The organism is Dinghuibacter silviterrae (genome assembly GCF_004366355.1).
GTDB lineage: Bacteria > Bacteroidota > Bacteroidia > Chitinophagales > Chitinophagaceae > Dinghuibacter > Dinghuibacter silviterrae.
Genome location: NZ_SODV01000002.1, coordinates 247,365 through 274,054, shown reverse-complemented (window position 1 = coordinate 274,054; position 26,690 = coordinate 247,365). Strand labels below are relative to the sequence as shown.

18 protein-coding genes and 1 tRNA gene are annotated in these 26,690 nt (G+C 55.6%); 8 read left to right on the top strand and 11 right to left on the bottom strand.

Translation table 11 applies throughout. From position 1 onward, the window contains the following. Positions 1–5: 5 nt before the first annotated feature. From EDB95_RS18325 to EDB95_RS18305, 5 genes are read left to right on the top strand one after another with little or no spacing between them, the layout of a single operon-like run. Positions 6–1,769, top strand: coding sequence for a SusD/RagB family nutrient-binding outer membrane lipoprotein (locus EDB95_RS18325; protein WP_133995656.1), 1,764 nt, complete (start codon positions 6–8; stop codon positions 1,767–1,769). A gap of 5 nt (positions 1,770–1,774) precedes the next feature. Beyond that, the gene (locus EDB95_RS18320; protein WP_162852671.1) at positions 1,775–5,890 is read left to right on the top strand and encodes a beta-N-acetylhexosaminidase; all 4,116 of its coding nucleotides are present in this window, start codon (positions 1,775–1,777) and stop codon (positions 5,888–5,890) included. Then, positions 5,887–6,981 carry an acyltransferase family protein gene (locus EDB95_RS18315; RefSeq protein ID WP_133995652.1) on the top strand — a complete coding sequence of 365 codons (1,095 nt, stop codon included), beginning with the start codon at positions 5,887–5,889 and terminating at the stop codon, positions 6,979–6,981. The genes EDB95_RS18320 and EDB95_RS18315 overlap by 4 nt, the downstream gene beginning before the upstream one ends. Next, entirely contained in the window at positions 6,978–8,036 is a 1,059-nt protein-coding gene (locus EDB95_RS18310; RefSeq protein WP_133995650.1) for a phosphoglyceromutase, read from the top strand. Before EDB95_RS18315 ends, EDB95_RS18310 begins: the two co-directional genes overlap by 4 nt. A gap of 1 nt (position 8,037) precedes the next feature. Further along, positions 8,038–8,868: a glycerophosphodiester phosphodiesterase family protein gene (locus EDB95_RS18305; protein WP_133995648.1), complete on the top strand. Its 831-nt coding sequence runs from the start codon at positions 8,038–8,040 to the stop codon at positions 8,866–8,868. A gap of 22 nt (positions 8,869–8,890) precedes the next feature. Here the strand turns inward: EDB95_RS18305 and EDB95_RS18300 are convergent. After that, a tRNA-Asp gene (locus tag EDB95_RS18300) sits at positions 8,891–8,964 on the bottom strand. Positions 8,965–9,085: 121 nt separating this feature from the next. On the opposite strand from EDB95_RS18300, the gene EDB95_RS18295 reads away from it, so the two are divergent. Genes EDB95_RS18295 through EDB95_RS18285 form a run of 3 tightly spaced genes read left to right on the top strand, consistent with a single transcriptional unit; the run spans position 9,086 to position 11,681 of the window. Next, the gene (locus tag EDB95_RS18295; RefSeq protein ID WP_133995646.1) at positions 9,086–10,060 is read left to right on the top strand and encodes a Gfo/Idh/MocA family protein; all 975 of its coding nucleotides are present in this window, start codon (positions 9,086–9,088) and stop codon (positions 10,058–10,060) included. 38 nt (positions 10,061–10,098) lie between these two features. Next, complete coding sequence (locus tag EDB95_RS18290; protein WP_133995644.1) at positions 10,099–10,728, top strand: sugar transferase; 630 nt, start codon at positions 10,099–10,101, stop codon at positions 10,726–10,728. A gap of 38 nt (positions 10,729–10,766) precedes the next feature. Next, positions 10,767–11,681: a GNAT family N-acetyltransferase gene (locus EDB95_RS18285; protein ID WP_133995642.1), complete on the top strand. Its 915-nt coding sequence runs from the start codon at positions 10,767–10,769 to the stop codon at positions 11,679–11,681. Between the two features lie 4 nt (positions 11,682–11,685). On the opposite strand, the gene EDB95_RS18280 is transcribed toward EDB95_RS18285, so the two are convergent. From EDB95_RS18280 to rplA, 10 genes are all read right to left on the bottom strand, one after another. Further along, entirely contained in the window at positions 11,686–12,369 is a 684-nt protein-coding gene (locus EDB95_RS18280) for a 2-C-methyl-D-erythritol 4-phosphate cytidylyltransferase (RefSeq protein WP_133995640.1), read from the bottom strand. 18 nt (positions 12,370–12,387) lie between these two features. Continuing rightward, positions 12,388–13,371, bottom strand: a complete 984-nt coding sequence (locus EDB95_RS18275) for a bifunctional heptose 7-phosphate kinase/heptose 1-phosphate adenyltransferase (RefSeq protein WP_133995639.1) — start codon at positions 13,369–13,371, stop codon at positions 12,388–12,390. Between the two features lies 1 nt (position 13,372). Next, positions 13,373–14,767, bottom strand: a complete 1,395-nt coding sequence (locus tag EDB95_RS18270) for an APC family permease (protein WP_133995637.1) — start codon at positions 14,765–14,767, stop codon at positions 13,373–13,375. 2 nt (positions 14,768–14,769) lie between these two features. After that, a complete protein-coding gene (locus tag EDB95_RS18265; RefSeq protein ID WP_133995635.1) occupies positions 14,770–15,387 on the bottom strand; it encodes an OmpH family outer membrane protein in 618 nt (205 codons plus the stop codon). Between the two features lie 67 nt (positions 15,388–15,454). Then, entirely contained in the window at positions 15,455–19,750 is a 4,296-nt protein-coding gene (gene rpoC, locus EDB95_RS18260) for a DNA-directed RNA polymerase subunit beta' (RefSeq protein WP_133995633.1), read from the bottom strand. A gap of 26 nt (positions 19,751–19,776) precedes the next feature. Next, positions 19,777–23,580: a DNA-directed RNA polymerase subunit beta gene (rpoB, locus tag EDB95_RS18255; RefSeq protein WP_133995631.1), complete on the bottom strand. Its 3,804-nt coding sequence runs from the start codon at positions 23,578–23,580 to the stop codon at positions 19,777–19,779. A 256-nt stretch (positions 23,581–23,836) separates the two neighbouring features. Then, on the bottom strand, positions 23,837–24,850 hold the full coding sequence (locus EDB95_RS18250) for a LacI family DNA-binding transcriptional regulator (RefSeq protein ID WP_133995629.1): 1,014 nt from the start codon (positions 24,848–24,850) through the stop codon (positions 23,837–23,839). A 125-nt stretch (positions 24,851–24,975) separates the two neighbouring features. Continuing rightward, positions 24,976–25,353: a 50S ribosomal protein L7/L12 gene (gene rplL / locus EDB95_RS18245; RefSeq protein WP_133995627.1), complete on the bottom strand. Its 378-nt coding sequence runs from the start codon at positions 25,351–25,353 to the stop codon at positions 24,976–24,978. 69 nt (positions 25,354–25,422) lie between these two features. Continuing rightward, positions 25,423–25,977 carry a 50S ribosomal protein L10 gene (gene rplJ, locus EDB95_RS18240; protein ID WP_133995625.1) on the bottom strand — a complete coding sequence of 185 codons (555 nt, stop codon included), beginning with the start codon at positions 25,975–25,977 and terminating at the stop codon, positions 25,423–25,425. A gap of 11 nt (positions 25,978–25,988) precedes the next feature. Beyond that, positions 25,989–26,681, bottom strand: a complete 693-nt coding sequence (rplA, locus tag EDB95_RS18235; protein ID WP_133995623.1) for a 50S ribosomal protein L1 — start codon at positions 26,679–26,681, stop codon at positions 25,989–25,991. Between the last annotated feature and the right edge of the window lie 9 nt (positions 26,682–26,690).

The following is a 26,690-nucleotide window of genomic DNA, read 5'->3' as shown; positions in this document are numbered from 1 at the left end:
AAAAAATGAAACGAAAACATACATATATCATTTTGGCCGGCCTCATCGCGATGACCTCCTGCCAGAAATTTTCCACACTAAATACCAATCCCAATAGCCTCACGCCTTCCGGAGCCTCGTCGGACTACCTGATGGCGGGTGTGCTCACGAATACGGCAACCTGGTATGGGGACCTGGGTTCGGGGGTCCTTTCCGGAACCATGCAGCAACTTTATCACGACGCCTATGATTACGACCTAACCGACGACCAATGGGACCCGGGCACATTCGACTGGAGCGGCAATTATTATACGCTGAACAACAACAAGCTCCTGCTGCAGCAGGCACAGGCCTCCAAATGGGATTTCCACCAGGGTGTGGCTCTTGTCATGCGGGCATTCAATTTTGGCAATATCGCGGATTTTTGGGGGGATGCGCCTGACTCCATGGCATTGAGCGGGGACCAGGGCGGCGTGTACAATTTCCCCACCTTCGACAACCAGCAGAGCATCTATACCCGGGTGATCGCCGACCTCAAGTCCGCCATCCCGTTTTTTTACGGCACTACGGCGGATCATCCCGAAATCACCGCAGCCACGCAGTCTTCGGATGTATACTACGGCGGCGATCCCACAAAATGGAAAAAATTCGCTTACTCCCTGCTCCTCCGCTATTACCTGCGGCTTTCCGCCAAGATGAACGTGCAGGCCGGTGTAGAAGCTGTAGCGGATAGCGTCTTCCAAGGTACGGCCGATGACTGCACGATGCCCTTCCCGGGCGTGGACAAGGCATCCAGCTATCAATTTTGCTCGGTGTACAACAGCGCCTCCGAGTTTAACCGGAATAAGCTCTGCGGTACGCTGACCATGACGCTCAAGTCCCTGCAGGACCCCCGGATCGTCATCATGGGGGAACCAATTGTGACGCCATCCGAAGTAAGTGCTTCCCAATTTGTGCCTGGCGACAACACGACCCTTGTCAATACAGTGAACAATATCCGTTACATCAATCCGGCTGCTGCCGCGGCCGCGAATTATAAACAGTACAACCTGGCGACTTACGCACAGGACCGGCCTTACGGCGCTACCGGCACTACCGTCAAGAATTTGTATGATACTTCTTCGGTGTATGTCGGCATCCCGCCGAGCTATAGCGGATACCCGGATTTTCAGTACAACCTGAACCTTTCCGGGCAACAAGCTACCTCCATCAACAACTACGTTTCCTACCTGCGCCGCGACATTTATGACAACCCGAAGGGTTCCCTGCTTGCACAGCGTCTGGCGTCCTACAGTGAGATCTGCTTCGACCTCGCGGAGGCAGCCCTCAAAGGCTGGAACGTGAACGGATCGGCCGCTACCTGGTATTATAATGGTATCCAGGCCTCCTTCGCCACCTGGCAGGTATTCACCACCTACCAGAACGACGTCAACAATTATTACGGCTGCGTGAAAAATTACAACGCCTATATTGCTCAACCTTCCGTGGCCTTTAACGGGACGCTGGCGCAAATTATCCAGCAGAAGTGGATTGCTGCCTGGCAGGCGTGCAATGAGGCGTATATGGATTGGCGCAGGACCGGTTATCCCTCTCTTACGGTAGGCTGGGCCTCCGAGCGGGCAGAGATCCCGGTACGGTTTACCTATCCAAACAGTGAGCTGCAAAACAACATCACGAATGCCCAGGGGGCTATCAACAACCTGCAAACGACGCCTTATATTGGTCCAGACGGCGCGAATAGTTCGTGGTCGAAGTTCTGGCTCATCGAAGGTACGAACCAACCATGGTAAAATTTTTGACCTTAGCGGTTTTGCTTCATGCGGCGCACCTGGCAGCCGCCCAAGAGTTCCACCTGATGCCGATACCTTCCTCCCTGACGACCAATGACAATAAAGTTTGGATCGATGGGAATTTCAGGATAGGCATCTTGGGGAACCCCGATCCCCGTCTCTTTGCAGAGGCCAGCCGGTTCGTCCGGCGGCTGGGTGGGAAGACGGGGATCTTCCTTTATCCTACGGCAAATATTACGCCCCGTGACCGCGATAGTACCGCCACCCTGGTCCTCCGCGTCGGAAGGCCGGGACGGCTGGGTTTGGGCGAAGACGAGCGGTATACCCTCCGCGTGGACGCTAAGCAGGTCGTCGTTGACGCGCCTACCGATCTCGGCGTCCTCCACGCGTTGGAAACGCTCCTGCAGCTTGTCTCCGCCGACGGGACGGGTTACTTTTTCCCTGGCGTATCCATCCGGGACCAGCCGCGATTTGCGTGGCGCGGGTTGTTACTCGATGTCGCGCTGCATTTCGAGCCCGTGGAGGAAATAGAAAGGACGATCGATGGCATGGCGGCCGTCAAGCTGAACGTGCTGCACCTGCATCTTTGCAACGACCAGGGATTCCGCGTGGAATCGAAACGTTTTCCGCGGCTGCAGCAGTTGGCCTCCGACGGACAATACTATACGCAAGAGCAGATCCGGGGTTTGGTGCGTTATGCAACTCAGCGGGGTATCCGTATCGTACCGGAGTTCGTCGTACCCGCCCACACAACGGCCATCCTTACGGCCTATCCTCTATACGCCAGCATCCAGCGGGATTACCGGCTACAGCGCTATTTCGGGGTCTACGATCCAGTGCTGGATCCGACCAATGACCAGGTCTATTCATTCCTGTCCGCGCTCTTTACCGAGATGGCCGGCCTTTTTCCGGACCGCTATTTTCATATCGGCGGCGATGAGAATACGGGTAAAGACTGGCAAAGCAGCCCCCACATCCGTGCCTTTATGACATCGCATAGGATGAAAAGCTATATGGATGTGCAGACCTGGTTCAACAGGCGCCTGACGCCTATATTCCAACAGATGGGCAAGACGATGGTGGGCTGGGACGAGATACTGCAGCCGGGTTTGCCGGCCCAGGCGGTGATCCAATCCTGGCGGGGCAGCGACAGCTTTTATGCGGCGGTTCATGAGGGGCATCCCGCCATTTTGAGTTATGGATATTACATCGATTTGATCCAACCGGCCTCCTATCACTACCTCAACGACCCCCTGCCCGACAGCGTGCGGCTCAGCCAGGCTGAGCGCCGCCTGGTGCTCGGGGGCGAGGCGACCATGTGGGGCGAGCTTGTCAACCCTACAACCATGGATAGCCGCATCTGGCCGAGGACGGCGGCTATCGCGGAGCGGCTTTGGTCGCCCGCTTCGGTACGCGACGTCGACGATATGTATCGCCGGCTCGATGACGTCAGCCGGGAACTGGAGGCGTTGGGACTACGGCATAAGAGTTATAGGGAGCCGCTGTTGCGTCAATTGTCCGGCGGAGACGATATTCAACCCCTTCAGACCCTGGTGGACGTCCTCGAACCGCTCAAGATCTATGATCGTAATGAGGGAGATACTATGTATACCGTATTTTCTCCGCTTACCAAGCTGGCCGATGTCGCGGCGCCGGATCAACCGCTGCCGCGGGCTTTTACGAAACAGGTGGATGAATTTTTGCAAGGTGGGAACGCCGCTGTTATCAAGCGGCAACTTACGATTTGGAGAGACAATGACACGGCTTTCCGCCGGATATTGCGTGGGTCACCCGTATTAGAGGAAGCCGCCTCGCTTTCGGCCCACCTGGCGTCGCTCGCCTCGGTGGGGCTGGAGGCAGTATCCTGTATCGAGGCCGGGGGGAAAATGGACACGGGCGAGGCCATGCAAGTGGTGCGTCTCGCCAGGCAGCAGGGTGGACGGTGCGAGCTTCAGGTCGTGGAACCGGTGGCCAGGCTTATTGCCCGGGCCGCGGGTGAGCCTGGTTCGGCCGCGGGCGAACCCGGCGCCACTGCTTTTACCGATGCAGCTTTTTTGCAGGCCTTTTCCGTACAATATCCCTTGGACAGCACAGACTTTTGGAAGGTGCGCTGCGACAGGAATGGCGTAATCAAGGTACTTTCCTCCGAAGGCCTGCTGACACCGTCCGGCGGCCAGCCGTTGTACCCGGGTAAACTGGTGAGGGATCTTTCCTACCGGCCTCTTGCGGACAAAGACATTAAGGATATGGAACTCACGGACGGCCAATTCGTATACCTGGACGACCAGGCGGTGCGGAGCAATGCCTGGGCAGGCGCTTACCCCGTCCCGCATGGCATCACCGGCGCCCGGTTATTTTGTTCCGGGTCGCAGGCAACGCTGTTGGTCGCCGGCGAACACGACATCCGATACTTTGACGGGGGGAAACTGGTATACGAATGGAAGGTTACCGAGGCGCCTATCGCGCTTCGATACGAGCCAGGACGCCGTCGTTTCTGGTTGCTGGACCGACACGCCCTTTGGGAATTCAATCCGGCGGATCGGAGCGCGACCAGGAAATTTACCGGCGACGGCTTTACCTGTTTCACCTTTACAGACGACGGGGTGGTGATCGGGACCCACGAAGGCTACTGGCAGGGCGGCGTCATTCACGACAAGTTACCGTGTACGGATCTAACGACCGTAGAAGCTATTGACGGCCGGTTATGGTTCGGTTCGGTAAAGGGCGCCTTTTGTCTGAAGGCCGACGGCCGTTTCGATTACTATTCCTCACGTCGATGGCTATGCGACGACAGCATCGCGGATATAGCAACGGGTCCCGGTAATTCCATCCTGTTGCTTAGCCGTACGGGACTAAGCGTTCTCCATTTTGATGACATGACGCTGGAGCAGAAGGCCTCCTATTACGAGCGGCAGGTCCGGCAACGGCATATCCGCTACGGATTCAATGCAAGCCTTTCGGGTATCCGCGGCGGTGATCCTGCGACGGGAAGCCTTGAAGATTCGGACAACGACGGACTTTGGACATCAATGTACCTGGCGGCGGAGGGTTTCCGTTATGCAGCCACCAGGTCCACAGAGGCCCTGGAGAATTGCCGCGAATCCCTGAACGCCATGGAACGGCTTTTTACCATAAATGGACTGCAAGGATTTCCTTCCCGCTCTTTCGAAAGGCATGGCTATGAGGTCAGCGACCACCGCGCAGCGTCCAGTCCCTGGCGGACCGCACCGGACACAGCGTGGGACTGGAAGTCGACGACGAGCAGCGATGAAGCGATCGGCCATATTTTCGCCTATGCCGTTCTGGCAGAGCTCGTCGACGACACGGAGATAAAACAAAAAGCCATTCACCTGATGGATGCGCTGATGCAGCATATCGTGGATCATGACTTCTGTCTCGTAGACTGGAATGGACAGCCCACCACATGGGGGCATTGGAATCCCGAATATGTCAACGCACATGCCAAGGTCGTAGGCGACCGGAAACTCGAATCTTCCAATATCGTCTCGATGCTCCAAACGGCCTATCATTTTACGGGTAAGCCCATATACAAAGAGAAAGCTTTGGAATTGCTTTACCGGTACGGATACCTCGAAAATACCCTGCGGCCTTGCGCGGAGATCGGGCCTGCTCCAGCCGACGCCAGCGCCCTCGACCGCATGGTGTCCGATCACTGGAATCATTCCGATGATGAAATGTATTTCCTCGGCTACTGGGGGCTTTACCGCTACGCCTTGAATGACAGCCTGCGGGCGGCATTCCGTGGGGCGATCCTGGATCACTGGAAGATGGAACGACCCGAAAAAGAGGGACTTTGGGATATTATGGCGGGGAGGGATATAGACTCGGCGGCCTGGTATCTTCAACGATATCCCCTGGATCTCAGGGACTGGAAGGTCGTCAACAGCGGGCGGCGCGACCTTGAATTCCTCCCGCCGAATTTTCGGGAGCAGACTACCCGGGAGGTGTTGCCCCCAGATGAGCTGCCGGTCTCGCGCCACAACGAAAACCGTTTCCGGCTGGATGGCGGCGGAAAGGGCGAACTCGAATACAGCGCCGGCGACATCTGGTTGCTGCCTTATTGGATGGAGCGATGGCTTAGCCAAAATAACAACCCATGACGATGACAAAACGCCTTTTATCGCTCGACGCGCTTCGGGGTTTCACCATTGCGGCGATGATCCTCGTAAACTATCCCGGCAGCGAGAACGCCGTTTATTTCACCCTGCGCCACACCGAGTGGAATGGTTTATCCCTTACCGACCAGGTGGCTCCGTATTTCCTGTTTTTCGTTGGCGTTTCTATTACCCTTGCCTATTCAAAGCGGTTGGGAGCCGGTATAGGCCGCGGCGAATTGTACCGGAAGATATTCTTCCGTGCGCTGAAGATCTATGCGGTAGGAATGATCCTCAACCTCATGCCGGCATTCGATGTCCACCATATCCGCTGGACGGGCACCCTTCAGCGTATTTCCATCGTCTTTTTCCTATCGGCCTTCCTGTACCTGAACAGCAACTGGAAGCAACAGGCATGGATCGCCGGCGTTTTGCTCGTCATGTACTGGCTGGCGCTGACCTGTATCCCCACCCCGGGGCAGGGCAGGGTCATGCTCGAACCCGGGGTCAACCTGGTGGCCTGGTTCGACAGCCGTTTCTTGCCCGGAACGATGTGGCGAGGGTCGTGGGACCCGGAAAGCATCCTCAGCACCATCACTGCACTCTGCTCCTGTATTACGGGGATGCTCGCGGGCCGGCTGCTGCTCACCGATATACCCGCCGGCGAGAAGGTCAACTACCTTATGACGGCAGGGACGTTTACGGCCATCGCCGGTTATCTCTGGGGACTGGTCTTCCCGGTGAACGAAAACCTTTGGACCAGCAGCTTTGTCCTCGTGACTTCCGGTTTTGCATCGTTGCTGCTGGGTGCCTTCTATTTCCTGGTCGATATCAGAGGAAGGACTGCCTGGACAAAGCCGGGTATCGTTTTCGGCGCCAACGCCATTGCTATTTATTTCCTAGCCGATGTATGGGCGATACTTTTCTATGAGACGTCCTTCGCTGGCCGGCCGCTCAACGATTGGTTCGTGAGCGGTCTGTTCCGGGCCGGCGCCGATCCGCGGCTTGCCAGCCTGCTCTATGCGGTATTGTTCGTCGGAGTCAATTACATTCCAGCCTGGTGGCTGTATAGAAAAAAAATATTCATCAAATTATGACTAAAAAGCTTTTCTACTTGGCGGTTTTCTGCCTGCTGGTTATACCCGGGAGAGCGCAAAAAACAGAAAATATCATTCTTTTTGCTATGGATGGCATGCGCTGGCAGGAGATATTCGGTGGTGTCGACTCGGTGTTGATGGAGGACCGCGCCTTTACCCAGGAACGGAAACAAATGCGAAAGGACTATTGGGCGACATCGCCGGCGGAAAGACGCAGGCGACTGATGCCGTTCTTCTGGGATACCATAGCCCTGCGCGGTCAGCTCTATGGCAACCGCAACCTGGGCAACGACGTTGACGTTGCCAATCCCTACAAGATCACCTATGCCGGTTTTAGTGAGGTCATCACGGGTAATCCCGATTCTGCAATCAAATCGAACGCCCTGGTCATAGACAAGAATACCAATGTGCTGGAGGTGATCGATAGCCATCCGGCGTTCAAGGGGAAGGTCGCTGTATTTTCAACGTCCGACCTCTTCCCCTATATCCTCGACAAATGGCGAAACGGGTTGTATGTCAACTCGGACACAGATACGACCGAGTCTCCGCTACTCAACCGGATGGAAAGGCTCACGGCGGAGCCTACCGGCGAACGGCCCGATCTCCTGACGTATTTTGCCGCCCGGGAGTATCTCCTAAGCCATCATCCACGGATATTATATGTCGCCCTTGGGGAGACCGATGCCTATGCACACATGGGGTCATACGACCAGTATATCAGCGTAGTGCACGCGGAAGACGCGATGATCGCAGACTTTTGGGCTACCGTGCAGTCGATGCCGCAATACCGGGGCAAGACCACGCTGATCGCCTTCTGCGATCATGGGCGTGGTGGAGCCGGGACAAAGGAGTGGACGGATCATGGAGACAAGATAGCCGGTTCCGGCAATATTTGGATCGCCGCCATGGGACCCGATTCCGCGCCCTTAGGTGAGGTTTCCCGTCCCGAACAGCTCTACCAGGGACAAGTCGCCGCCACCATCGCCGCGTTGCTGGGTATCCGGTACACGCCGCCGCAAAAAGTGCTTCCACCTATTGAAAGTGTATATAAATAGCATGTTGAAACCATTTTTATACGCCGCGTTTTTGGCCGCGGTTTGTGCCCAGCCCGCGCCTCGTCCGCTGCCAAAGTCCGCTCATACCCTGGTCGTGATCTCGCATCGTGGTTATCACCTGCGACTACCGGAAAATTCCGTGGCCGCAGTAGATGGAGCCATCGGCGTTGGGGCCGACTATGTTGAAATAGACCTGCGGACAAGCCTGGACGGGAAGCTTGTGCTCAGTCACGATGCGACCCTCGACCGCATGACACACAGCCATGCCGGTAACGTAAGCGACCTTACGCTTGCGCAGATCCGCCAATTGACACTGTATTCGCCGGATACAGCCGACAAGACGATTTACCGCGTTCCCGAGTTCAAGGAGGTGTTGAACCGCTGTAAAGGGCGCATAAACATCTACCTGGATTTCAAAGTTGCGGACGTAGCGGAAACCTGGAAGCAGATCCGGCAGGCGGGCATGGAAAAGCAGGTGGTCGTCTACCTCAACAAACCCGGGCAATACGAAGATTGGAGAAGGATTGCCCCAGACATGCCATTGATGGCAAGCTTGCCCGATGAATGCCAAACAGAACAACAGGTGGATTCCTTTTTCCGGTCGACACCCGTAGAGGTTTTGGATAATGTTTCCGATCCCGTGCTGTTGCGGGCGGTGAACAAACACGGTGCGGTAGTCTGGTTGGATGTTCAGAGCGCGGATGAAGACGCTGCCAAGTGGCATAAAGCGATCGACATGGGCGTGCAGGGATTGCAAACCGACCATCCCGCGGATCTGGTAGCGTTTCTTTTGGGAAGAGGTGGCTCAATAAAAAAGAAAACCCGCGACTAGCGCGGGTTTTAGACATTTCTTGCGGACCGGACGGGACTCGAACCCGCGACCTCCGCCGTGACAGGGCGGCATTCTAACCAACTGAACTACCGATCCGTTCCGTTGTTGGGAGTGCAAAGATAAGGGGAAAAGCAAGCGAACAAAAAAAAACACACGATTTTTTTACAAAAACACGCCCTTACCTTTACACCGCAAAATCATCGCTAAAAGGCTAATAATGATTAAAGTAGGGGTTTTCGGCGTAGGCCACCTGGGTAAATTCCACCTGAACAACTGGCGGGAAATGCAGAACGTCCAATTGGTAGGCTTCTACGACCCGAGCGACACGACGGCGAAGGAAGTGGAAGAAAACTATGGTTTGACACGCTACAAAAACCCGGATGACTTGCTCAAAGCCGTGGACGCGGTAGACATCGTCTCCCCTACCCCTTATCATTTCGAGCTTTGCGCCGCGGCGATCCGGAAGGGGAAGCACGTTTTCGTGGAAAAGCCGCTGGCGAACACGATGGCGGAGGCGAAGGAGATCGTCAAGCTGGTGAAGGAAGCAGGTATAAAGCTCCAGGTGGGGCATATCGAGCGATTTAACCCGGCGTTGCTGGCATTAAATGAAACGGCCCTGAACCCGATGTTTATCGAGGTCCACCGCCTGGCACAGTTTAACCCGCGGGGGACGGAGGTGAGCGTGATCCTGGACCTGATGATCCATGACATCGACATCATCCTGCACCTGGTCAAAAGCGACGTGCGGTCGATCAGTGCGAATGGGGTGGCGGTGATGACGGATACACCGGACATCGCGAACGTGCGGATCGAGTTTCACAACGGGTGCGTGGCGAACCTGACGAGCAGCCGGATCAGCATGAAACGGATGCGGAAAATGCGGATCATCCAAAGGGAGGCGTACATCTCGATTGATTTCCTGGAGAAAAAGACGGAGATCATCAAGATGCAGACGGAACAGGTCCAGGGGCAGTTCAGCTTTGACATCGAGACGAACAATGGGAAAAAGACCATCGCGATCATACACCCAAAAGTACCCGAGGAAAACGCGTTAAAACTTGAATTACAGTCATTTATAGAGTCAATCGAGCAGCAAAGGCCGACCCAGGTGGACGAAATGGACGGATACCGCTCCATGGAGGTGGCCCACCAAATACTACAAAAGATACAACGGAATCAACCCGTTGTATAATAGCAATTAATGCTTATTTTTATGGGGAATCCAATGCTATGAAGACCTTTGCACTAGGGGTCGTAAAAGCCCCCATTTTAAAGCCGAAAGGACCACAAGGCACCCGTTTTCTCGACCTGTTTATGGCCTCGCTAGGACTCATCCTTGCAGCCCCCATCATGTTGGTGGTGGCATTGTTGATCAAACTAAGCGACAAAGGACCTGTGTTGTACAAGCAAGTACGCGTGGGTCAAGGGGGGAAACCCTTTACCATTTTTAAATTCCGTTCGATGCGGTTGGACGCGGAACAAAACGGTCCTGCGCTGGCGAAAAAGGATGACCCTCGAACCACAAAAATCGGAAACGTCTTGCGGAAGTGGCGGCTGGACGAATTGCCGCAGTTGTGGAATGTGTTGAAGGGAGATATGGCGATGGTGGGCCCCCGGCCGGAAAGACAGTATTATATAGACCGGATCATGGACCATGCACCGAACTACGGACGTTTGCTGGAGCTCAAACCGGGGTTGACGTCGATGGGGATTGTCCGTTTTGGGTATGCTTCCTCCGTGGAGGAAATGATCGACCGGCAAAGGCACGACCAGTATTATTTGGAAAACCGTTCCATTGCACTGGATCTGAGGATTTTGGTACAATCTGTGCAGGTGGTGCTGGGCCGGAAAGGCAAATGAAAGGCAAGTGAAAGATAAAAGACTAACCTTAACACCTCGTGGCAGTACATTATTTTGCATACGAAGACATAGACCGGCGTAAATGGGACCGTTGCGTCGCCGAGGCTTCCAACGGTTCTGTGTATGTGTACGCTTCTTACCTGGACCACATGAGTGCCCATTGGGACGGTTTGGTCCTGGGCGATTATGAAGCGGTCATGCCACTGACGTGGAACCGGAAGTGGGGCATTACCTACCTCTATCAACCCTACCTGAGCGCCGAAGGCGGCGTTTTCCAACAAGAGCCGGTGACCAGCGAGACGCTAAGGGCATTTCTGGAGGCGATCCCGGGCAAGTTCCGTTTTTGGGAATTTTCGCTGAACGCAGAAAACCTTCTGCCGGATACCGGATTCCCCCTTTATCCCAGGGCCAACTTCCTGTTGCCGTTGCGTGCGTCATACGCCGAGCTGAGCGCGGCGTACAATAAGAACCTGAGGCGGAACCTAAAAAAGGCGGAAGACGCCGGGCTGGTCTATACAAAGGACACCACCTTGCCAACCGTGTTGGCGCTGGCCAGAGAACAGTTGAACGGGCACACAGGGTTAAAACCGATACACTACGCCCGGTTCGGGCAGCTCTACGAAAAACTAAGCGAAGACCGCATGGCGGTCACCCGCGGGATTACAGACGAGCGAGGGAAGCTCCTGGCATCGGGTGTGTTTTTATTCTCCCACGCCAAAGCCTACTACCTCATCGGTGGCAATCACCCCGACGGCAGGGATAACGGGGCGTCGCACCTGTTGTTGGATCAATTCATCAGGGAGTATGCGGGATCGGGGCTGACGTTTGACTTCGAGGGGTCGGACATACCGTCGCTGGCGCAATTTTACCGGTCATTCGGGTCTTATGAGCAACCTTATGCGGCGATAAAATTAAACCGGCTGCCGGCGCCGCTGCGATGGCTTAAAAGGTGACCCTTTAAACGACAGCCGTAGCGCGCTCTTCAAGGATCCGCTCCGCCAGGAACATATCCACCGGCCGCGTCAGCTTGATATTGGTCTCCTCGCCTTCGACCAGGCTTACCTTCAGCCCAAACGCCTCCACCACGGTGGCTTCATCGGTAAAGCGTTCCTTAAAGTCGATCTGAAATGCAGGCAACAGCAGTTTCGAATGAAACGTCTGTGGTGTCTGGACGAGGTGGACCTTGTTCCGGTCGATGGGCTCGTTGCCTTCTTCGGTCTCCACCCGGACGCTGTCCTTGGAAATCAACGTGGGGATGGCGCTTCCGGTTTCCAGGGCCTGCATATAACAGCGGTGGATGAGCTGGGGGGTGACCAGGCAGCGGACCCCATCGTGGACAAAGATGATGGATTCGTCCTCGATCAGCGCCAGGCCGTTTTTGACGGAATGAAAGCGGCTGTCCCCGCCCGTGACGATGCGGATCCGGGAGGAATCGAAATAACCGTCGATGATCTCCTTGCCGAGGTCGATGTATTCGAGGGGCAATACGAGGATGATCTGGAGGTCGGGATAGGACTCCAGGAAGGTTTGCAGGGTATAGTACAACACGGGCTTGTCCCTGAGCATCATAAACTGCTTGGGCAAGGCGCTGTTCATGCGCTTCCCGCTACCACCGGCCACGATCACTGCGTACTTTTGCATACCTAAATTTAACGATTTCTATAACAAGACCTTGCACTCTTCCAGGAGGCGCTCACGACGGATGGCCGCGGTGCCGACTTCCTCGCAGACAAGCCCGCCGGCGATGTTGGCGACGGCTGCCATCAGCGCGACATCGCCGGTGGCAGCGTACACTAAAGACGCCACGGCGATAACAGTGTCCCCCGCACCGCTGACATCGGCGATGTTCCGGACATGGGAGGAGATCATACCGGAAGCGTCCGGGGACTGGTAAAACACGCCTTTCTCGGACAGCGTAATGAACGAGATCCGATGCTTGAGCTGGGCATGCAACTGCTCGTGTACCCCCTGGAGCCAGGGAAGGGTCGCGTCTTCCCCGATCAGGTTGAGCCCCTCGCGCACTTCCTTCAGGTTGGGTTTGAAGATGTCTACGTTGCGGTAAGAAAAAAAGTTTTTCCGTTTGGGGTCCACCGCCGTCAGGATGCCGCGCTCCCGGCAAAGACGGACGACTGTAGCGATGATGGCCTCGGTCAGCACGCCTTTATTGTAATCTTCAAAGATCAGGATGTCCGGTTTTACCTCGTCCAGGTAACGCAGCACATGCGCTTCCAACAGCATGGCGTCCTCGACGGCGAGGTCGGACGTCATCTCGTTGTCGAGGCGCATCATTTGCTGGTTGCGGCTGATGATGCGGGTTTTATTGGTCGTGATGCGCGAGGCGGTATCCAATAAATACGAAGTATCGATACCTGCGTCCAAGAGCAACTCCCGCAACACACGCCCGTCATCGTCGGCCCCGATCACGGACAGTGTCGACACCGATGCCCCCAGCGCCCGCAGGTTTAAGGCCACGTTACCGGCCCCCCCGATGCGATAGTCCTTTTTATTCAGCGCCACGACGGGCACGGGTGCTTCGGGAGAAATGCGTTCCACCCTGCCCCACATATACGTATCCAGCATAAGGTCCCCGAGGACGCCTACTTTGATGTTCTTAAACCGGTCAAAAAGCTCTTCAAATTGCATACTACGAACGCTTACGGACTGCAATATAGTAAATGGGGATGCCGGAGACAACTATCAGCGCACCCGGCCAGGTAGTCGAAGGCTGGAAGACGAACAGGCAAACGGTGATCACCGCGGCCAGCACGCAATAGATCACGGGCAAAACGGGATACCCAAAAGCCCTGTAGGGACGCGGAGCGGAGGGCTGCCGGCGGCGCAACAGGAATATGCCAATCAACGTCAGGATGTAAAAGATCAGGACGACGAAGATGACGTACGTCAGCAGCGCGTTATAACTACCACTCAGGCACAACAAACAGGTCCAGGCGCATTGTATCCACAACGCATACGCGGGGACGCCGTTTTTATTCAAAGAAGCCGTCTTTTTAAAGAAAAGTCCGTCCTGGGCCATCGTATAGTACACCCGGGCCCCGGAAAGGATCAGCCCGTTGTTGCAACCAAAAGTAGAGATCATGATCATCACCGCGATGATCACGCCCCCAGTCGCGCCAAAAATGCGTTCCGCCACGGCCACGGCCACGCGGTCCTTTGGTGCAAACGCAATATCGTGTAAGGAAAGCACCGATACATACATCAGGTTGGCGGACACATAAATGATGGTGACGATCAGGGTGCCCAGCAAAAGGCTCAGCCCGATGTTTCGCTCAGGCCTTTTGATCTCCCCGGCGATAAAGGTGACATTGTTCCAGGCATCGCTGGAGAACAGCGATCCCACCATGGCGGCGGATACGAAGCCAAATGCGCCTATAAGGCTCACGGAAGACCAGGAAACCCCGGAGAAATGCTGCATGTCCCAAGCCCCCTGCCAGTTGGCATGCCAGATGGACCCGCGCGCGGCGACCGCCAACCCGAAGATGATCAACCCGAAAAGGGACAGCAGCTTGATCACCGTGAAAAAAGTCTGTATGAATTTCCCTTCGCGTACCCCGCGGGTATTGATGTATGTCAGGAGCACCACCGTACCCAACGCCAGCAGGCTTGCGTACGAGATCTTTACAAACCCCACCTGGAGCAGGACGGTATCCAGTCCCGGAATCAAATACCCGCTATAGATGGAAAACGCCACCGCCACCGCCGCGATGGTCCCCGTCTGGATCACCCCGAAAGTGCTCCATCCATACAGGAAACCCACCAGCGGACCATAGGCCTCACGCAGGTACACGTATTGTCCACCCGCCTTCGGATACATCCCGCTCAGCTCGCCATAGCTCACCGCTGCGGTCAGGGTCAGAAAACCGGTCAATACCCAAACCAGGATCAACCAACCCGAGGAACCGACCTGGCGGGTAATGTCGGCGGACACCAGGAAGATCCCGGATCCGATCATGGAGCCTGCTACGACCATGGTCCCGTCCAGGAGACCGAGCGATTGTTTGAACCCGGTGGTATTCGCCATAATTATTTATCCTTTGGAACCTGGATGGTGGCATTGAGCCCCGCCAGCACTTCATCGGTAATATTGTAAGTCGTGTCCTCGTAAAAAAGGTTCAACGCACCTTTACCGGTGGTGAAAATGAAAGAATAGCGTTTGCTCTTGTTATAGTCGTCCAGGAAAGACTTGATCTTGCCCTGGATGTCTTCCATGATTTTCTGTTGTTCGGCGGCGAATTCCTGCTGCTTCACGTCGTGCTGCCTTTGCAGGTCCTGCATGCCGGCGGTGTATTCCTTCTGAAAAGCTTCCACGTCGGCTTGGGTCAGCGCAGCGCCTTTCTGTGCCATTTGCATCCGCTTCCGTTCCCATTCGTTCGCGGCAGCGTTCAGGTCCCGATCGGCGGCTTCCCGTTTCCGGTCAAAGTCATTTTGCTTCTGCTTGAAATAAGCAAACTTTTCCTCGATCGAGTCCAGGTCCACATAAGCCACCTTGAGGGGGCGCGCCAGGAGCGAGGTATCCTTGGAACTGGGCTCGAAAGTGACCTGTTGGCCGGCACCGGAGCCGGTTCCCTTGAAATGCCAATAGAACAAAACACCGACCGCCACGAGCAAAACCGCGTTCAATACCAGGGATAAATTCTTCACTGTCTAGAGTTTTAAACTAAAGGGGCTGTCAATCTAGACAGCCCCTTATTCCATTAAAGCAATATGGTTATTCTTCTTCGTCGAACTGCATGACTTCGCGGGAGGTCTGGAGCAGTTCGTATTCTTCCTTCGATCCTACGATCATGTTCTCGAAGTCGCGGAGACCGGTACCGGCCGGGATCGGGTGACCCGTGATGACGTTCTCTTTCAGACCGAGCATGTCGTCGGTTTTGCCCTGGATGGCAGCGGAGGACAGGACCTTGGTCGTTTCCTGGAAGGAAGCGGCGGAGATCCAGCTTTGTACGCCCAGGGAGGCCTTGGTGATCCCCAGGAGGACCGGCTGGGAAGTCGCGGGTTCCGCGTCGCGGAATTCGACGAGCTTCTTGTCGTTCCGGCGCAGGACGGAATTTTCTTCCCGTACGTCGCGCAGGGTACCGATCTGGCCGGGTTTCAGCTTACCGCTTTCACCGGCGTCGGCGATGACCTTCTTGTCAAAGATCCAGTCGTTCTCGTCGATAAATTCGAAACGGTCGACCAGGTCGCCTTCGAGGAACTTGGTATCCCCGGGGTCGACGATCTCTACCTTCTTCATCATCTGGCGGACGATGACCTCGATGTGCTTGTCGTTGATCTTTACACCCTGGAGACGGTAGACTTCCTGGATTTCGTTGACCACGTATTCCTGTACGGCAAAGGGTCCCTTGATCGACAGGATGTCGCCCGGGCTGATCTGGCCGTCGGAAAGCGCGGTACCTGCTTTTACAAAGTCCCCGTCCTGGGCCAGGATCTGGCGGGTCAGGGGCACCAGGTATTTCTTCACCACACCATCCTTGGCTTCCACGATGATCTCGCGGTTACCGCGTTTGATGTTCCCGAAGGCCACCACACCGTCGATTTCGGCAACGATGGCCGGGTTCGACGGGTTCCGGGCCTCGAACAGCTCGGTAACGCGCGGCAGACCACCGGTGATGTCGCGAAGCTTCCCGATGACACGGGGGATCTTCACGATGACCTGGCCGGCTTTCACCGCTTCATCGGCGTCCACACTGATGTGCGAACCGACAGGCAGGTTGTATGACTTGACTTCCTTCGCGCCTTCTACGATAAGGGCGGGGATCTTCGTCTTATCTTTTGTTTCGATGACGACCTTTTCGCGGTGGCCGGTTTGTTCGTCGGCTTCTTCGCGGTAGGTAACACCTTCGATGATGTTCTCGAACTTCACCGAACCGATGACTTCGGATACGATGACGTTGTTGAAGGGGTCCCAGGTACAGATCACGTCGCCTTTGACGACCTTCTGCCCGTCCTTCACATTCAGCGTCGCCCCGTAGGGGATGTTGTTGGTGATCAGGAGACGGTCGTTCTTCACGTCCATGATCCGGAGTTCACCCGTACGGCCGATAACGATCTGGATCTTGTCGCCTTCGTTATTTTCGGTTTGTACGGTACGGAGACCGTCGAACTGGATGGTCCCGTCGAACTTGGCGAGCATCGTGGAATCGACCGAAGCGGAACCGGCGACACCACCCACGTGGAAGGTACGCAGGGTCAGCTGGGTACCAGGCTCACCGATGGACTGGGCGGCGATGATACCGACCGCGTCGCCTTTCTGGGCGATGTAGCCCGTGGCCAGGTTCTTGCCATAACACTTTACGCACACCCCGCGCTTGCTTTCGCAAGTCAGCACGGAACGGATCTCAACGGTTTCAATACCGCTGTGTTCGATCTCCTGGGCGATTTCTTCGGTAATGGGCTGACCGGCCTTTATGATCAGGCGGTCGGTTTGCGGATCGTATACGTCGTGAACAGAAGTACGGCCAATGATACGGTCGTACAGTGGTTCCACTATTTCTTCATTGTCCTTCAGGGCGGAGGTCGCGATACCACGCAGGGTGCCGCAGTCTTCTTCCGTAATGACCACGTCCTGGGCGACGTCTACCAGACGGCGGGTCAGGTAACCGGCGTCGGCCGTTTTCAGGGCCGTATCCGCCAGACCCTTACGGGCACCGTGCGTGGAGATGAAGTATTCCAAGACGTTCAGACCATCCTTGAAGTTGGACAGGATCGGGTTTTCGATGATTTCCGAACCGGTAGAACCGCTCTTACGGGGCTTGGCCATCAGACCCCTCATCCCGGCGAGCTGTTTAACCTGCTGTTTGGAACCACGGGCCCCGGAGTCCAGCATCATGTATACGGAGTTGAACCCTTGTTTGTCGGAGGCCATTTCGCGGATCAGGGTTTCGGTCACCTTGGTGTCGACGCGGGACCAGATGTCGATGATCTGGTTGTAGCGTTCGTTGTTGGTGATCAGACCCATGTTGTAGTTCTCCCACACTTCGTCGACTTCACCCTGGGCGGATTCGACCATCTCGTGTTTGATTTCGGGGATGGTCAGGTCAAGCACGTTGAACGACAGACCGCCACGGAAGGCCGTGCGGAAGCCGAGTTGCTTGATATCGTCCAGGAACTTGGCCGTTTGGGGAACGTCCGTCCACTTGATGATGTTACCGATAATTTCGCGCAGGTTCTTTTTGGTCAGAAGCGCATTCACAAAACCGACGGCCTTGGGAACGTTCTGATTAAAGATCACGCGACCCACCGTGGTCTCGATGATTTTCCGGGAGATCTGTCCTTCGTCGTTGCGGACGTCGGCTTTTACCTTGATCCAGGCGTGAAGGTCGACGCGGTTTTCGTTATACGCGATGATGACTTCTTCGGCGGAATAGAACGCCATGCCTTCCCCGCGGACGGTTTCGGTTGCGTTGGTCTTTTTGCCCTTCGTGATATAATACAGCCCCAAGACCATGTCCTGCGAAGGCAGGGTGATCGGGGTCCCGTTTTGCGGGTTGAGGATGTTGTGGCTGGAGAGCATCAACAACTGGGCTTCCAGGATGGCGGCATTGCTCAGGGGCACGTGCACGGCCATCTGGTCGCCGTCGAAGTCGGCGTTGAACGCCGAGCACACGAGCGGGTGGAGCTGGATGGCTTTCCCTTCGACCAGTTTGGGCTGGAAGGCCTGGATGGACAAACGGTGGAGCGTCGGGGCGCGGTTCAGGAGAACCGGGTGCCCTTTCAGCACGTTTTCCAGGATGTCCCAGATGATGGCTTCTTTCTTATCGACCAGCTTGCGCGCCGATTTCACGGTCTTGACGATACCGCGTTCGATGAGCTTGCGGATGATAAACGGTTTGAAGAGCTCGGCCGCCATATCCTTCGGCAGACCGCACTCGCTCAGCTTCAGTTCGGGACCGACCACGATGACCGAACGGCCGGAGTAGTCGACGCGTTTACCCAGCAGGTTCTGACGGAACCGGCCTTGTTTCCCTTTCAGCACGTCGCTCAGGGACTTCAGCGCGCGGCCGCCTTCGGCCTTCACGGCGTTGGACTTACGGCTGTTGTCGAAGAGAGAGTCGACGGCTTCCTGCAGCATACGTTTTTCGTTGCGCAAGATGACCTCGGGGGCCTTGATCTCCAACAAACGCTTCAGACGGTTGTTGCGGATGATCACGCGGCGGTAGAGGTCGTTCAGGTCGGAAGAGGCAAAGCGGCCGCCGTCCAGGGGAACGAGGGGACGAAGCTCCGGCGGGATGACGGGGATGTATTGCATCACCATCCATTCCGGGGAGTTTTCGATACGGTTGCTGGCTTCGCGGAACGCTTCCACCACGCTCAGACGCTTCAGGGCGTCCGCCTTCCGTTGCTGGGAGGTTTCGGTAGCGGCGGCGTTGCGGAGGCTATAGCTCAACGCATCCAGGTCGATCCGGCCCAGCATGTCGTGCACGGCCTCGGCGCCCATTTTGGCGATGAACTTGTTGGGATCGTCGTCGGGCAGGTACTGGTTGTCCTTGGGCAGGGCATCCAGGATGTCCAGGTATTCCTCTTCCGTGAGGAGGTCGCCGGGGTTTTGTCCCTTGTCCACCCGGATACCCGGCTGGATCACCACGAAACGTTCATAATATATGATCGACTCCAACTTCTTGGAGCTGACCCCCAGCAAGTAGCCGATCTTGTTGGGCAGGCTCTTGAAGTACCAGATGTGTACCACCGGAACCACCAACTTGATGTGGCCCATGCGCTCGCGACGTACCTTCTTCTCCGTCACTTCCACACCGCAGCGATCGCACACGATACCCTTATAGCGGATGCGCTTGTATTTACCGCAAGCACATTCATAGTCTTTTACCGGCCCGAAGATCCTTTCGCAGAACAAGCCGTCCCTTTCCGGCTTGTAGGTACGGTAGTTGATCGTTTCGGGCTTCAATACTTCACCGTAGGACCTTTCCAGGATGCTGTCGGGAGAAGCCAGGCCGATCGTAATCTTGGAAAACGTCGCCTTTGGACGATTATCTTTCTTGAGCGCCATATGCCGAATTAATAATGTTAAAAAATTTATTCAAACTTCAGATCCAGGCCCAGCCCGCGCAGCTCATGCACGAGTACGTTGAAGGACTCGGGTACACCCGGACGGGGTACGTTCTCACCCTTCACGATCGCCTCGTAGGTCTTGGCCCTGCCGATGATGTCGTCCGACTTGATCGTCAACAGTTCCTGCAGGATGTTGGAGGCACCGTAGGCTTCCAGGGCCCACACTTCCATTTCCCCGAAACGCTGACCACCGAACTGGGCTTTACCACCCAGCGGCTGTTGCGTGATGAGGCTGTAGGGCCCGATCGAGCGGGCGTGCATCTTATCATCGACCATGTGGTGGAGTTTGATGATATAGATGATCCCGACGGTCGCCTTCTGGTGGAAGCGCTCCCCGGTTTCCCCGTCGTACAGGTAGGTATGGCCCATGGTCGGGATACCGGCCTTGGCGCAGAACTCGGAGATTTCCTCTACCGAAGCCCCGTCGAAGATCGGCGTGGCGAACTTGCCTTCCAGCTTTTCACCTGCCCAACCTAAGATGGTTTCGTAGATCTGCCCGAGGTTCATACGGGAAGGTACCCCCAGCGGGTTGAGGACGATGTCCACCGGCGTGCCGTCTTCCAGGAAGGGCATATCCTCGGCGCGAACGATCTTCGCGACGATCCCCTTATTCCCGTGGCGGCCGGCCATCTTGTCCCCTACCTTCAGCTTGCGCTTCACGGCCAGGTAAACCTTTGCCAGCTTGAGCACGCCCGCGGGCAGTTCGTCCCCGATGGAGATATTGAACTTCTCGCGTTTGTAGCGGCCCAGCTCCTCGTTGTACTTGATGTTGTAGTTGTGGAGGAGCGTATTGATCTGGTCGTCGATCTTGGCGTCGCCCGTCCAACCCAGCGGGTTGACGTTCTGGTAGTCGATACCGGCCAGGTTCTTTTGGGTGAACTTGGCACCTTTACCGATCAGCATTTCGCCGAAGTTGTTGGTGACCCCTGCGCTCGTATGGTCTTTCAGGAGCGTGAGGAGCTTGCTGAGAAGCACGTCCAGCAACTCTTTCGTATTCTGTTCGTGTACCTTTTCGACTTTTTCCAGGGCGGCCTTTTCACGGACCTTTCCGTTCTTATCTTTCTTCGCGCGTTGGAAAAGCTTCTTATTGATGACCACGCCTTCGGTCCCCGCGGGGGCCTTGAGCGAGGCATCCTTGGCGTCCCCGGCCTTGTCACCGAAGATCGCGCGGAGCAGCTTTTCTTCCGGCGTGGGATCGGACTCACCCTTGGGGGTGATCTTACCGATCAGGATGTCGCCTTCCTTGACGTGGGCGCCGATCCGGATGACCCCGTTCTGGTCGAGGTCTTTGGTGGCCTCTTCAGATACGTTCGGGATATCCGGGGTCAGCTCTTCCTCACCCAGCTTCGTATCCCGGACTTCCAGTTCGAACTCCTCGATGTGTACCGAGGTGAACAGATCCTGGCTGACCACCTTTTCGGAGATCACGATGGCGTCCTCGAAGTTATACCCCTTCCAGGGCATGAAGGCTACCTTCAGGTTCCGGCCAAGGGCCAGTTCCCCGTCGCGGGTAGCGTACCCTTCGGTCAGGAAGTCGCCTTCCACGACATGCTGTCCTTTAAAGACGCACGGCCGGAGGTTGATACAGGTGCTCTGGTTGGTCTTGATAAACTTGGTGAGCCGGTATACTTTCAGGTCGTCTTCAAAAGAGACCAGTTTTTGCGTTTCGTTGCGGTCGTAACGGACGTGGATTTCATTGGCATCCACGAATTCGACCACACCCTTGCCCTCCGCATGGATCTGGATACGCGCGTCACGGGCGGCTTTTCCTTCCAGACCGGTACCGACGATGGGTACTTCGGGACGGATCAGCGGTACGGCCTGACGTTGCATGTTCGATCCCATCAGGGCGCGGTTGGCGTCATCGTGTTCCAGGAACGGAATCAGCGAGGCGCTCAGACCCACGATCTGGTTGGGGGCGACGTCCATATATTCTACCTCGGCCTTGTCCAGGATGGGGAAGTCACCGGTTTCCCGGGAACGTACCTTTTCTTCCAGGATATGACCCTTGTCGTCCATTTCGATGTTGGCCTGGGCGATCTTGGCGGTATCTTCTTCTTCGGCGCTCAGGAAGGTCAGGTGTTTCATGTCCACTTTGCCTTCTTTCACGACGTGGTAAGGTGTTTCGATAAAGCCCATCTCATTCACCTTGGCGTGAACGCAAAGGGTCGAGATCAGACCGATGTTCGGTCCTTCCGGGGTCTCGATCGTACACAGACGGCCGTAGTGGGAGTAGTGTACGTCACGGACTTCAAAGCCGGCGCGCTCACGGGACAGACCGCCGGGCCCGAGTGCCGAAATACGACGCTTGTGCGTGATTTCAGACAGGGGGTTGGTCTGGTCGAGGAACTGCGACAACTGGGAAGTACCAAAGAAGCTATTGATCACCGAGCTCAACGTCCTGGCATTGATCAGGTCAACAGGCGTGAACACCTCGTTGTCACGGACGTTCATGCGCTCGCGGATGGTACGCGCCATACGCGCCAGACCTACGCCGAACTGGGCGTAGAGCTGCTCACCCACCGTGCGGACGCGGCGGTTGCTCAGGTGGTCGATGTCGTCGATTTCCGCCTTGGCGTTGGTCAGACGGACCAGGTATTTGATGATCTCGATGATGTCTTCCTTGGTCAGCGTCTTCTGGTCGAGCTTGTAGTTCAAACCCAGTTTCCGGTTGATCTTATAGCGGCCGACTTCCCCGAGGTCATAGCGTTTGTCGCTAAAGAACAGCTTGTCGATGATCCCGCGCGCGGTCTCGTCGTCCGGTGCATCCGCGCCGCGCAACTGGCGGTAGATGTGCTGAACGGCTTCCAGCTCGGAGTTCGAGGTGTCCTTGTTCAGGGTATTGTAGATGATCGCGTAGTCACCGCTGACTTCTTCTTTTTGCAGGAAGACCGTTTTGATCCCCATGTCAACCATGGTTTCGATAGCGGCCTTGTCCAGGACCGTGTCACGCTCCATCACGACCTCGTTCCGCTCCAGGGAAACGACTTCCCCGGTATCCTCGTCGACGAAGTCCTCTACCCAGCTCCTCAGGACGCGGGCCGCCAGGCGCTTGCCCAGGAATTTCTCCAGGCTCTTGCGGTCAGCCGGTACTTCGTCGGCCATCCCGAACAGTTCCAGGATATCCTTATCGGTCTCGTAACCGATGGAACGGAGCAGGGTGGTCACCGGGAATTTCTTTTTCCGGTCGATATAGGCGTACATCACATTATTGATGTCCGTCGCGAATTCCATCCAGGCGCCCTTGAAGGGGATCACGCGGGCGGAATAGATCTTCGTCCCGTTCGGGTGAACCGACTGGCCGAAGAATACACCGGGAGACCGGTGCAGTTGGGAGACCACGACGCGTTCCGCACCATTGATGATGAAGGTACCGCGGGGGGTCATATAAGGAATGTTTCCCAGGAATACGTCCTGGACGATCGTCTGGAAGTCTACGTGTTCCTCGTCGTTACAGCTCAGGCGGAGTTTTGCTTTCAGGGGAACGGCATAGGTCAGCCCGCGCTCCATACACTCTTCGATGGAGTAGCGGGGCGGGTCAACGAAGTAATCAAGGAATTCCAACACGAAGATGTTCCGGGTGTCCGTAATGGGAAAGTTTTCCTTGAAAACCCGGAATAGACCTTCGACGTTGCGCTTATCGGGAGTAGTTTCCAACTGGAAAAAATCCTTAAAGGACTGCAACTGGATTTCCAGCAGGTCCGGCGTCTCCGCCAGGTGCTTGATCTTACCGAAGTTGACCCTGTTGTTCACTTGTGTTGATGACATATTGTTAAAAACGCGTTTTCTTGTTTAAATAGGACGTACACAAAACAATCAAGCCCATACTTTGGATAAAATATGGGTCACTGAAAATCAATGCTTCATGACTGAATTCTGTCGTTCAAGATGTATTAGGCCTAACGTAAAGGATCGCAAAGATAATCATTATCCAAAAAATAACCAACATTTTACGGTCATTTTGGCGTCTGGCCACCAGGGCGCATTCCACCCCCCCGGGATGGGTGCCGGGGGGCGCCCCCGCCTACAAAGCGGACTCCCGGACCACCAATTCCCCCTTCAGGAGGTGGTGCGCGTCATTTTTGAGCCCGTTTTTGATCTCTTCCAGGAGAATTTGCATGGCCGTGCGCCCGATATCCTCCACCGGCTGGGCCAGGGCGGTGATGCTCGGGGTATGCAGCCGGAAGATGTCATGGTCGTCGAAGCTGACGAAGGCCATTTGGTCCGGCACCTTTAATTTTAGCTTTTTGAGACATTCGAGTCCCAGGATCCCTAAATAATTAGTCAGGAAAAATACAGCATCCTTCTTCGGCCCCCCGTCCAGGAATTCGGCCACCGACTCCAGCGCCTTTTCCCGGGAAGCGTCAAACGGGATGATCTTGACCAGGTCCTTGCGGAAGGGCAGCTTGGCGGCCTTGAGGGCGTCCTTGTAGCCGTTCATGCGCTGTTCCATGTTGATCATGGCCAGATCCACCGTCACCACGCCGATTTGCTGGTATCCCTCCCCGACCATCCGGGTGATCGTGTCAAAGACGGCCTGGTAGTTGTCCACCAGCACATAGTTGGTGGTCAGGTTGGCAAAATACCGGTCCACCAAAACGACCGGTTTTTTCCCCGCGATCAGCTTTTCGATATCCCCCTCCAGCCCCTCGGTGGGGGTAATGATATACCCGTCCACCTGGCGGTCCTGGAGCATCTGGATCAGCTCCTTGGCCTTTAGGGTATTGTTCTCGGTGCTGCAGTAAAGTACCTTATAATTGTACTTTTTAGCCTCGTCCTCGATCACCTTGGCGAGGTTTCCAAAGAAATGGTTCGAGATATTTTCCACGATCAGCCCCAGCGTGTGGGTTTTCCCTGTCCTGAGGCCCCTGGCCAGCTGGTTGGGCTGGTACCCCAGTTGCTTGGCCAGTTTGGTGATCTTTTTGGCCAGCGTATCGCTGATCCGCATTTCTTCCGCTTTCCCATTGAGCACAAAGGACACGGTTGCAGTGGACACACCCGCCTTCTGTGCTATGTCTTTAATGGACAACTTCTTCATGTATTCATTACTCCGGTCATGTAATTTATCATTTAGTTTGCACTCATACAAATCGTTTTAGCAGGCCGGCATAAAAGAAGCCGCCCTTTTGGGGCGGCTTCGTGAAAATACTATAAGGAGCGTCCTTATTTGATTTCTACATCGGCACCAGCTTCCTTCAGCTTGGCGGCGAGTTCCTCGGCTTCTGCCTTGGAGATGCCTTCCTTTACGGGCTTCGGAGCGCCGTCTACCAGGTCCTTGGCTTCTTTCAGACCCAGACCGGTCATTTCCTTTACAATCTTTACGACACCCAGCTTGCTGGCGCCGCCGCTCTTCAGGATCAGGTCGAAGGAGGTCTTTTCTTCAGCTTTAGCTGCTCCGCCACCACCGTCGCCGGAGGCTACTACTACAGCGGCTGCTGCGGGTTCGATGCCGTAGTCGGCTTTCAATACGTCGGCGAGATCCTGTACTTCTTTTACAGTCAGGCCAACCAGTTGTTCTGCGAGTGCTTTAACGTCTGCCATGTTTTTAAATTTTTAGAGTTTATAAATTCCACCTTCATAGCGCGGGCTCCGGTGGATACATTTTGCTGATTATTCTGCTGCGGGTGCCTCTGCGGCGCCTGCATCGGGTGCACCGGCTTCGACACCGGCGGCTTGCTTCTCGTGATGATGCAACAGGGCGGCCAGTACGCGCTTGGCGGGCGACTGGAGCAACCCGAGGACTTCCCCGATGAGCTCTTCCTTGGTCTTGATCTTGGTCAGGCTCTTCAGGTTCTCATCCCCTGTGTAGACATCGCCATTGATAAAGGCGGCTTTCAATTCCGGCTTTTTCAGGTTCTTGTCGTTCCGGAAGGAAGTCAGGATCAGGGCCGGTTCCTTCGGGTTCTCGGAGAACATCAGGGCGGTCACCTTGTGCAGGGAGTCATAGACACCGCTGTACTTGGTGCTGTCCAGGGATTCCAGGGCCTTTTTGATGAGGGTGTTTTTGGCAACCTTCATCTCTACCTTCTTGTCGAAACAAGCGCGGCGCAGGTTGGAGACCTGCTCTACGGTCAGGGACTCAGTGTCCGTAACGTAGAAGTTATTATATTGAGCGAATTTCCCTTTCAGGACTTCGATCACTTCGTTCTTTTGCTCTTTTGTCATGATAAGTCGTTTTAATTCGTTACAGATTTGGTATCGATCATGATACCGGGGCTCATCGTGCTGGCCATGGACAGACCCTTCAGGTAAGTTCCCTTAGCCGTGGAGGGTTTCAGTTTGACGATGGCATTGATGAGCTCCTGGCTGTTTTCGGAGATCTTGTCCGTACCGAAAGAGACCCTTCCGATAGAGGCATGAATGATACCAGCCTTGTCTACTTTAAACGCGATCTTACCACCCTTGACCTCGTTCACGGCGGCGGAGACGTCGTTGGTCACCGTACCGGTCTTGGGGTTGGGCATCAGGTTGCGGGGGCCGAGGATCTTACCGAGCTTACCGATCTTAGGCATGACGGAGGGCGTGGCGATGATGACATCGACGTCGGTCCAGCCGCCTTCGATCTTGGTGATGAACTCGTCCAGACCAACGAAGTCGGCGCCGGCGGCCTTTGCATCATTTTCCTTGTCGGGCGTGCAAAGGACGAGCACCTTTTTGGTCTTGCCCGTTCCGTGGGGCAGGGTTACCGTGCCGCGAACGGCCTGGTCGGCCTTTTTGGGGTCGACACCCAGGCGGATATGAAGGTCAACAGAGCTGTCGAATTTGGTGCAGTTCACCTCTTTTACCAGGGAACTCGCTTCTTTCAGCGAATACAGTTTGTTCTGATCCACTTTGCCTTGGGCTGCTTTTCTTTTCTTAGTGATGGCCATGTGTCAGGT